The following is a 10,693-nucleotide window of genomic DNA, read 5'->3' on the forward strand; positions in this document are numbered from 1 at the left end:
CGGGGGAGCCGGCGCAGGGCCGTGGCCGGTGCGACGGCCGTCGCGGCGACGCTGGCAGTGGGGCTCGGGGCGCCCTCCTTGGACACCGCTCAAGCCGCGGCTGGGCGAAACGACGTTCCTTCTGCCGTTCCTGCGGCGTTCACGCCCGGAGTCAACAACGGCCAGGTTCGCGCGATAGCCCAGGTCGGGTCGACGATGGTGGTGGGTGGAACCTTCTCGTCGGTCTCCGCCTCCGGCAGCACTGCTGTCATCAACCGCACCCGGGTCTTCGCGTTTGACGCCGGTACGGGTGCCATCTCGTCGTTCGCACCGAACGTCAACGGCAACGTCGAGACCGTTGCCGCCGGCCCAACTGCAGGAACTGTCTACATCGGAGGCAGCTTCACCTCCGTCAACGGGGTCAAGGCACCACGCATCGCGCTCCTCAGCCTGTCGAACGGGCAGGCTGTCACGACCTTCAAGCCGGGTGCCGGCTTCAACGGCATCGTGCAGCGCATCCGAACGTCGGGCGGCCGTCTCTTCGTCGGTGGTTCGTTCACCAAGTACCAGAGCTTCAAGCACGTCGGGCTCGCGACGCTCGACCCGGCCACGGGTAACAACGACCCCTACATGAACCTCAACATGGCGGGCCGGCACAACGACACAGGCAGCGGCCGCGTCGAGAAGACCGGTGCGCTCGACTTCGACATCAGTGGCGACGGAAGCCAGATGGCGGTCATCGGCAACTTCCGCACGGTCGGAACCGAGGCGCGCACGCAGCTGGCGCTCGTCAGCCTTGGCGCCACGTCGGCCACCGTGCGAACCGACTTCAAGACCAACGACTACGAACCCCTCTGCTACAACAGTGCTTTCGACACCACCGTGCGCAAGGTGATGTTCGCGCCGAGTGGGTCGTGGTTCGTCGTGACCGCGACGGGTGGCGGCAACAGCTCGCTCTGCGATGCTGCTTCGCGCTTCGAGACGAACGCCTCAGGTCAGGACCTGCACCCGACCTGGATCTCACACGCGGGCGGCGACACGCTCTACGGCCTGGCCGTCACCGACGAGGCCGTCTTCCTCGGCGGGCACCAGCGTTGGATGAACAACCAGCTGGGCAACGACTCACCCGGACCGGGCGCCGTCCCGCGTCCGGGCCTGGCCGCCGTCGCTGCTGACACCGGCCTGCCGCTGTCGTGGAACCCGGGCCGCAACCCACGAGGAGCCGGGGCCTACAGCCTGCTGGCCACCGACGCCGGCATCTGGGTCGGTAGCGACACCCCCTGGATCGGCAACCACAAGTACAAGCGTCCGCGCATCGCGTTCTTCCCCTACACGGGGGGCTACAACCTGCCGTCAACCGCGGAACCGAGCCTCACCGGTCTACGGGTCGGCGGTCAGGTCAGCCCTGGGTCTTCGCCGGTTCTCTACCGGGTGGATGCCGGTGGCGCGACCGTTGCTGCGAATGATGGTGGGCCCGACTGGGCGGCGGACCAGTCCGACCCCAGCCCGGTGCGCAACAGCGGCAGCAACTCAGCAGGTTACGCACCCGTGCCGAACGTCGACTCGACGGTTCCGGCCAGCACCCCGTCGGCGATCTTCGACAGCGAGCGCTGGGATCCGTCGGGCGGCGATGAGATGGCGTGGAGCTTCCCCGTCGCAGCGGGTCACTCCGTGAAGGTGCGGCTCTACTTCGCGAACCGGTGCACCTGCACCAGCGCTGAAGACAGCCGACAGTTCAACGTCGCCATCGACGGCAACCCGGTGCTCAGCAACTTCGACATCGTCAAGAGCGCCACCGACCAGACGGGCACCATGAGGGAGTTCACCGTCACCAGTGACGGTGCCGTCGACATCGGCTTCGGTCACATCACCGAGAACCCTCTGGTCAACGGCATCGAGATCATCGACCCGAGCGTGCCCACCGTGGCTGCGACGGTCACCGACGCTGTCACCCAGACTGCCTACGACGGCAGCACGGTCGGCGCCACGACCACTGTCAACGGTGGAGGGATCGACTGGAGCAACACCCGGGGCGCCTTCGTCATCGGGGGATCACTGTTCTACGCCAAGGCCAACGGGCTGCTCTACCGTCGTACCGTGAGCGGCACCACCTACGGTCCTGAGGTGGTTCTCAACCCGTACCACGACCCACTGTGGATGAACATCAGCAACGGCTCGGGCGGCACGTACAACGGCACCGACCCGAACCTCGCGGCCCAGCTGCCGTCTCTGACCGGCCTGTTCTTCGACAACTCCCGTATCTACTACTCGACGTCCGGGGACCCACGGTTGCACTACCGTTCGTTCAACGCCGACAGCGGGATCGTCTACCCCATCGAGAGCTTCGCGCCGACGTCACTCGACTTCTCGACCGTGACCTCGATGACGCTGAACGGCGGCAGGCTCTACTATGTGCGTACCGACGGCCAGCTCTGGTCGGTCGCGTTCAGCAACGGTGCCGTCTCCGGCACGCCGAGCCTGGTGGACAACCCAGCCGTGAGTGGCCACAGCTGGACCGGTCGCTCGCTGTTCGCGGCGCCGAACCAGTAAGGGCGAACTTCGCCACAGTCTGAGCGAAGGGTGGTGTCCGTCATAGGACACCACCCTTCGCGTTGCTGCCGGTGGCACTGCAGCCCCGCCAGGAAACTTCGAGAAGTGGAGAATCATGACAGACCCAGCTCGGTTGATCTTCGTCGCCGGCCTGCACCGGAGCGGTACCACGCCCCTGGCTCGCACGATGGGGTCGCACCCGCAGATCAGCGGGCTCCGTGAGACAGGTGTCAAGGAGGACGAGGGCCAGCACCTGCAGAGTGTCTACGCGAAGGCCAAGACCTACGGTGGCGCGGGCCGCTTCGCCATGGACCCTCGATCCCACCTGACGGAGGAGTCGTCGCTGGTCTCGGCCGGGAACGCCGCGAAGCTCATCGAGGAGTGGTCCCCGTTCTGGGATCGCGAGCGCGACTTTCTGCTCGAGAAGTCGCCACCCAACCTCATCATGGGCCGATTCCTCCAGAGCCTGTTTCCGGGCTCAGCGTTCGTGGCCGTCATCCGTCACCCGATCGTGGTTGCGCTCTCGACGCACAAGTGGCGCCGCTTCGCTGCTCGCAACGTGCGAATGCACACGACCTACTACGACCTTGTGGAGCATTGGTTGACCGCCCACGAGATCTTCAGGAAAGATCTCGGTCACCTGCAACGGGTGCACGTGCTGAGGTACGAGAACCTCGTCTCCGACGCGGAGTCACAGCTGGCCCCCGTCAACGACCTGCTCGGTCTGTCGACACCGCTCGACAGCGGTGCCCTGCGCTCGACCCACAGTGACCGGTATGAGAAGCAGTGGGCCGCGATGGCGTCAGGCGGGCTGCTGGCGCGACGCAACCGCTCCCTCATCGAGCGCGACTTCGGCGACGCGATCCGGCAGTGGGGCTATGACGTGAACGACCTCTCACTACTCCCGACGGGGCCCACGGTTCCTCTGGGCTGAGCCGCTGCCCACGGCCAAGCCTGTTGCGCATCTGAGGCAAGCCGGAGCGTGCAGTGCCCGCCGGTCTGGTCGATTCGGCGCGGTTTCACCCAGGTTTTCCAAAACCCGTTCACGAGCCGGTGGCCGACCCTACGATGGCGTCCATCACCACCCCGCCGGGGGGCGGCGGTGTTCTGTTTGCGCGGGTATGACTCAAGAGATTCTGAGGGAAAATAATGGGGGAACTCGCCCGCGCTCTGCGCGCGATGCTGGTCGGCACTGTGGCGGTTGCGGGGGTGACGACTGCGGCAGCAGCGACCGCCGCCCCTGCGGCGGCAGTCTCGCAGGTGTCTGTCGTCGATGCCTCACCATCCAAGCTCACCCCGGATGTCGACGATGGCATCGTCGAGACGATTGCGAAGGTGGGCAACCGGGTCTACCTCGGCGGTACCTTCACGACGGTGCGTGACCCGGGTTCGAGCACCCCGCTGGCGCGTACGAACATCCTGGCCTTCGACGCCACGACGGGCGCCGTCGACCAGAGCTTCGTCCCGCAGATCAACGGCGAGGTCGGCCAGATCATCGCCGGCCCCGCCAACTCGGTCTACGTCGTGGGGTCCTTCACCCAGGTCAACGGGGTCAAGACCCGGATCGTGCGCCTTGACGGCGCGACCGGGGCGATCTCCGCGGGGTGGAAGGCCTCGGTCAACAACATCACCGCCACTGCAGCACTTGGTGATGGCGTGCTCTACGTAGGGGGCTCCTTCAGCAAGTCAGGCGGCAACTCCCACGCTGAGATGGCCGCTCTGGATCCTCTGACCGGCAAGGACCTCAGCTGGTTCAAGGTCGACTTCGCCGGTCGCCACGGTACGGGCAGGGCCAAGGCGGAACTGTCTCCCAAGAAGATCGTGGTGAGCCCCAACGGTAGCCAGATGGTGGTCATCGGAAACTTCACCTCGGTCACCGACGCGAACGGGACCACTGACCGAGACCAGGTCGCCCTGATCGACCTGGGTCCGGGCACGGCCTCGATCAACCGAAGCTGGCGTTCGGTTCAGTTCACCGGCCAATGCTCCACGAACGCCTTCGACTCCTGGGTTCGCGACGTCGACATCGACCCGACCGGCACCTACTTCGTCGTGGCGGCGACGGGCGGACAGTGGACGAACAACGTTGACGGCACGAAGGCCCTTTGTGACTCGGCGTCTCGCTGGGAGCTGAACGCCACCGGCACAAGCGTTCTGCCCACGTGGGTCGCGCTGACCGGTCGCGACACCCTCCTGTCTGTCGCGGTGTCCGGAGCCGCCGTGTACGTCGGCGGGCACGAGCGCTGGATGAACAACCCCCTGGGTAGCGACAACGCGAAGGAAGGGGCCGTGCCGCGACCGGGTCTGGCCGCTCTCGACCCGTCGACGGGTGTGCCACTGTCCTGGAACCCTGGCCGTAACCCCCGCGGGGTCGGGACCTTCGCGATTCTGGTCACCGACACCGGCCTCTATACCGGCAGCGACACCGACTACATCGGGAACTACCGCTACCACCGCGGTCGAGTGGCCTTCTTCCCCATCGCCACCGGGTCGGCGATCCCGTCTGACACGACAGGCACCATTCCCGGTAAGATCCTGGCCGCCGGCGGGTTGGACGCATCGGCTCGCTACGACGTTCTGTACCGGGTCAATGCGGCCGGGCCGGCCGTGGTGAGCACCGACGGTGGCCCGAGCTGGGTCGCTGACAACTCGGAGCCGTCGTCCTACCGCAACAGCGGAAGCACGGTTGCCACCTATTCCGGCACGGCCTCCCTGGACAGCACGATCCCGGCGGGCACGCCCACCACGCTCTTCAACACGGAACGCTACGACCCCGGCGTCAAGAACGACGGGGGCGAGATGAAGTGGGCGTTCCCGGTCGCCTCGGGGACCACTGTGAACGTCCGTCTCTACTTTGCGAACCGGGCCAGCAGCACCACCGGAGTTGGGTCGCGTAAGTTCGACGTCGCCGTCGAGGGCTCTGGGGTGCTGTCCAGCTTCGACATCATCGCGGCCACGGGCAACAACCGCGGAACCATGCGTCAGTTCAGTGCGGTCAGCGACGGCACGATCAACATCGACTTCACCCACGGCACCAACAACCCCCTGGTGAACGCGATCGAGATCGTTCAGACGAGTCCGACGCCTGCCGGGCCACCCGATCCCCACGCGCTGCGCGCCTCGACCGTTGCGAGCTCGAGCTCGTTCGGTTCTCTCGCCACGACAGACACCGCAACCATGGACTGGGCCACAACGCGTGGTGCTTTCCTCGTCGGGTCGACGCTCTTCTACGGCAAGACGGACGGGACCTTCAACAAGCGCAGCTATGACGGCGGTTCGTTCGGTCCTGAGGTCGGGGTCGACCCCTACAACGATGCGTTGTGGAGCCCGGTCGACAGCGGTTCGGGTGCCACGCAGACCTACCGGGGTGTGGTGCCGAACCTCTACGGCCAGTTCGTCAACGTCTCGTCGATGTTCTACGCCAACCACCGCATCTACTACACGCTCACGGGCGCCTCGACGATGTACTCCCGGTACTTCGTGCCGGAGTCAGGGATCATGGCGGCCCAGGTGACGGTCGTCGACGGCCGATCGTGGACCGACGTGGCCGGCGCCTTCGTGGTGGGCGACAGTCTCTACTACGCGAGCCGGTCGAACGGCGCCCTCTACCGCACCGGGTGGGACGGGGCCAAGGCCACCGGCACGGCGGTCCAGGTCGACAAGAACAACAACTGGGCGGCTCGATCCCTGTTCTTGGTCTCCGCACCAGACAACTCCGTCCCGACGGCACGCGTGAGTGTCAACTGCCCCGAGACCACCCTTGCGTGCACGTTCGACGCGACGGCATCCACCGACAGTGACGGGTCGATCGTCAAGTACGACTGGGACTTCGGCGACGGTCAATCCGCACCGGACGGCGGCCCGACCGTCAGCCACGACTATGTTTCGGGCGGAGTTCGCCAGGTCACCCTGAGCGTGACCGACAACGCCGGGGCGGTCGGCACCACCACTCAGGCCGCGAACCCGACCACGACCCCCGCGGTCGTCTCGTTCCAAGGTTCTACGCAGGGCCAGGCGGCCAATGCCTCGAGCATCGATGCCACGATCCCGCCGGAGGCCCACACCGGAGATGGCCTCGTGCTCATCCAGTCGGTCAACAGTGGGTCGGTCACGTCGACGGACCCCGCCGGCTGGACCCTCGTTCGCACCGTGGCCAACGGATCCGCGCTCGTGACGAAGGTGTACTCCCGAGTGGCGCAGGACGGGGACGCTGGCTCGACGGTCACGATCGCGTTCAGTGCCAGAGCGAAGATCACCGCCGCCGTGCTGGCCTACCAGGGCACCGACCTGGTGAACCCCGTCGGAGCCTCTGCGGTCTCGGTCGATACGGCTACCTCTGCCCACGTCACACCGACCGTCACCCCCACAGCGCCAGGCAGCATGGCGTTGAGCCTCTGGCAGGACAAGGCAAACATCTCGGCGTCGGCGTGGAGCACGCCTGCGGAAGTGACGAGCCGGTCCACGGTGGTCGGCGGAAGCGGTGGAGCCATCACGCAGGTGGTCGCTGACTCCGGAGCGGCCATCCCGACCGGCGTCGCCTACGGCGGGCTGACGGCCACGTCCAACGCGACCAGCGTCAAGGGTGCCACCGCGACGTTCGTGCTCACCGCGAACCCGGTGCGGCTCAATATGCGGCCAACAGCATCGATGGAGGCAACCTGCCCGGAGGAGACTCTCAGCTGCTCCTTCGATGGGTCCGCCTCTGCTGACAGTGACGGCTCCATCGCACGCTACGACTGGGACTTCGGTGACGGATCCACGGCCGCCGACGCCGGTCCGACCGTGAACCATGTCTACGGGTCGAGCGGCTCGCAGCACGTCGTTCTGACGGTCACCGACAACGAGGGTCTGCGCTCGACCGTGTCGAAAGACGTCAGCCCCACGGCCATGCCCGCCACGATCGCCTTCCGCGGTAGCTCAGAGCTTCAGGCGAACAACGCCTCCAGCATCACGGTAGCCATACCTGCGAGCGTGCAGTTGGGCGACGGCCTGCTCCTGGTGCAGTCCGTCAACAACGGTTCGGCGACCTCGACCGACCCCGAGGGCTGGACCCTCGTACAGCAGATCAAGAACGGCTCGGCCATGGTGACCAAGGCCTACTGGCGAGTTGCCACGCAGGATGACGCTGGCAGGGACGTCACGATTCCGTTCAGCCTGAGCGGAAAGATCTCGGCCGCGGTCACCGCCTACTCGGGAACCGACCAGGTCGCGCCGCTCGCGGCGAGCATGGCGCAAGCCACGACCACCACCCACATCACACCCTCCGTGAACGTGGAGCGCAACGGCAGCTGGGTCGTCAGTCTGTGGCAGGACAAGGCGAGCCTGTCAGCCTCGACGTGGTCAACACCGCCGGAGGTCACGACACGTTCGACCCTGGTGGGCGGAGGAGGCGGAGCCATCACCCAGGTTCTGGGAGATTCTGGAGCATTCGTTCCGAAAGGTACGTATAGTGGGCTTACGGCCAACACGGACACCGCCAGTTCCAAGGGCATCGCCGCCGTGTTCGTGCTCCAGGCCGGCTGACGTATTCGCGGAAGCTGTCCCAGGGTCGCCCCAAAGTCTCGCTAGCGCGGGCAAGCAGGGGTCGGAGGTTCACCCTTCTGGGGAGTCGGGTGCGCCTCCATGGAGGGTCCGTCTCCTCGCCTACGGGGAGACGGACCCTTTTGCGGCCGCCAGTCGACTGTCGCGGCGCTTGAGCCCCGACCGCGGCTCGCCCAGGGGCTAGCCCGCGGCCGCGGTGTTCACGCCCGCGGCTCTGCTTTGGCCCACCCTGCCTGCACTGGGAGCGGGCCGGCGTCTCCCAGAAACGCAGTAGAAGTCGTGGAATGTCGATGAGTATTGCCGGGATAAAGCACGGTCGTCGGTCGCTCGGCCAGGCCGGTGCCTGTTAAGGACACGCTATCTTCCGATCGACTTTGCGAGTTACGGAACGGAAGTGATCCGCACCCGGCCGTGGCAGGTCTGGAAAGTCTCAGGCCGATACGGCTGACTGGGTCGGCAGCTACTTTCACACTGTCGACGTCGCTCCAATATGAGGCCGATGCGACGCTCGAAAACGAGGCCGCCGGTTCGTGGTTCTAGTGTGCCGTTTCTTGGGTTTTGATGCTTGGGAGAGTGTCGATTCCGCGGTTGCGGAGGCGGTAGCTGGCGCCTTTGAGTGTGAGGACATCGGCGTGGTGGACGACGCGGTCGATCATCGCGGCGGCGACGGCTTGGTCGCCGAAGACGGCGCCCCAGCCGCTGAAGGGCAGGTTCGAGGTGAGGATGAGCGAGGCGTGTTCGTAGCGGGATGAGACGAGTTGGAAGAACAGGTTCGCGGCGTCTTGCTCGAAGGGGAGGTAGCCGACTTCGTCGACGATGATCAGCCCGTAGCGGCGTAGCCGGGTGAGCTCGTGGGGGAGGCGGCCGGCTCGGTGGGCCTCGGCCAGGCGGGTGACCCACTCGGTCGCGGTCGCGAACAGGACGCGGTGTCCGTGGTGTGCGGCGGCGATCCCCAGGCCGGTGGCGAGGTGGGTCTTGCCGGTGCCTGGCGGGCCCAGGAGGACGACGTTGCGGGCCTCGGCCAGGAACGCGCCGGAGGCCAGAGCGGGCACCTGTTGACGCACCGCGGGTTGGGCGTCCCAGTCGAATTCCTCCAGGCTCTTGCGGGCGGGCAGCCCGGCGGCGCGGATCCGCAGCTGGGCGCCGGAGGCGCTTCTGGCGGCGACCTCCCGCTCCAGGACCGCAGCGAGGTACTCCTCGTGGGTCCAGCCGGCGTCGCGGGCGTGGTCGGCGAGGCGGGATGCTGCTTCGGTGATCCTCGGCGCCTTCAACGCTGCGGCCAGATACGTCAGCTGCTTGACCGCCTCAGCGGCCGCGGTAGTGGTCTTGGCCGCCATCACGCCACCTCACCGTCGGTCAGGCCGAAGGCGCGGTCGTACTCGGCCAAGTCCCGCACGAGCTCTTGGTCAGCCTGCGGCAATGGGGGTCGGGGTTGCTGGAACTGCTCACGCAGCACCTTCGCTGCGGCGAGGTGGGCGGGGTCGGTGATGGTCATTCCGCGCGCCCACACCCGCTCATGAGCAGCGACCAGGCGGCCCTGGTGTCGCACGGACACCCGGGACAGGTCCGCACTTACGTCGACGAACCGGCCGATCACCGCCGGGTCCACCGAGTAGTCACTGGAGTCCACGCGCACGTAGTAGTCACGTCCCAACCTCACCCGGTTGACCCACCCGAGCGCTGGGTCCACTGGCGGCAGCGCCAGCATCGCGGCCTTGTCGGCCTCGAGACGGTCCACGGGTCGGGCCTTGGTGGTGCGCACCACCCGGGCATTCGCGATCGTGAGCCAGGCGGCGAACTGGGAGTTGAAGTCCGCAGGGGAGGCGAACTCCCGACCGGGCATGAACGAGGTCTCGAAGAACCCGTTGCGCCGCTCCACGACACCCTTCGACTCAGGGTCATAGGCCTTGAGCCGTTGCACCGTCGTGGCCAACGTCCCGGCGAACGCCCCGACCCCCTCCGCGTGTCGTTTTCCGCGGCCGATGCCGGACTCGTTGTCCCACATCAGCCGGCGCGGCACCGCGCCGAGCTGGGTCAGCAGCTCCCACATCCCCAGTAACAGGTCCGCGGTGTGCCGGGTCGGGATCATCACCGCGAGGATGAACCTGGAGTACGCGCAGGTGATCACCAGCACCGGCAGCAACGCCGTGGTGCCGTCCTCTAGCAGGACCCTGTACGGCGGGAACCACAAGTCGCACTGCGCCGCGTCACCAGGCAGCCACACCAGCCGGTCGCACGGGTCAACCGCGGCGTGCAGTGGACGCAGCACCCGGACGTTGTCGCGGAACCAGGTGATCGACCCGGTCCAGCCAACCCGCTCGGCGAGCACGGTGGCCGGCATGTCCGGGGTCACCGACAACAGCTGAGCGACCAGCGGCTCGAAGGGCTTGAACGCCGTCGCCACCGCCGGCCGTTCGTACCTCGGCGGGCGGTTGCAGGACAACGCCCGCGCCACCGTCGACCGCCCGATCCCCAAATCCCGTGCGACCTGCCGCTGCGGAACACCATCCGCCACGAGCCGCCTGATCAACGCCCAATCCTCCACTGAGATCACCCATCCAATCTGTCTGGGTGGCCTCGTTTTCGACCGTCGCTATGGCCTCGTTTTCAAGCGTCGTCGACA

The 10,693-nt window shown here is 66.7% G+C and carries 5 protein-coding genes; 3 read left to right on the forward strand and 2 right to left on the reverse strand.

Features of this window, described 5'->3' with window-relative positions:
* The first annotated feature begins 21 nt into the window (after positions 1 to 21).
* From BA895_RS19320 to BA895_RS19330, 3 genes are all read left to right on the forward strand, one after another.
* Positions 22 to 2,529: a malectin domain-containing carbohydrate-binding protein gene (locus BA895_RS19320; protein ID WP_175442390.1), complete on the forward strand. Its 2,508-nt coding sequence runs from the start codon at positions 22 to 24 to the stop codon at positions 2,527 to 2,529.
* Positions 2,530 to 2,644: 115 nt separating this feature from the next.
* A complete protein-coding gene (locus BA895_RS19325) occupies positions 2,645 to 3,463 on the forward strand; it encodes a sulfotransferase (protein WP_083283553.1) in 819 nt (272 codons plus the stop codon).
* 215 nt (positions 3,464 to 3,678) lie between these two features.
* The gene (locus BA895_RS19330) at positions 3,679 to 8,052 is read left to right on the forward strand and encodes a PKD domain-containing protein (RefSeq protein ID WP_070193494.1); all 4,374 of its coding nucleotides are present in this window, start codon (positions 3,679 to 3,681) and stop codon (positions 8,050 to 8,052) included.
* Positions 8,053 to 8,606: 554 nt separating this feature from the next.
* On the opposite strand, the gene istB is transcribed toward BA895_RS19330, so the two are convergent.
* Entirely contained in the window at positions 8,607 to 9,407 is an 801-nt protein-coding gene (istB, locus tag BA895_RS19335; protein WP_070193495.1) for an IS21-like element helper ATPase IstB, read from the reverse strand.
* Positions 9,407 to 10,624 carry an IS21 family transposase gene (istA, locus tag BA895_RS19340; RefSeq protein ID WP_070193496.1) on the reverse strand — a complete coding sequence of 406 codons (1,218 nt, stop codon included), beginning with the start codon at positions 10,622 to 10,624 and terminating at the stop codon, positions 9,407 to 9,409. Before istA ends, istB begins: the two co-directional genes overlap by 1 nt.
* Between the last annotated feature and the right edge of the window lie 69 nt (positions 10,625 to 10,693).

Origin of the sequence: Humibacillus sp. DSM 29435, from assembly GCF_001758225.1 — a bacterium.
In the GTDB taxonomy this organism is placed as follows: Bacteria; Actinomycetota; Actinomycetes; order Actinomycetales; family Dermatophilaceae; genus DSM-29435.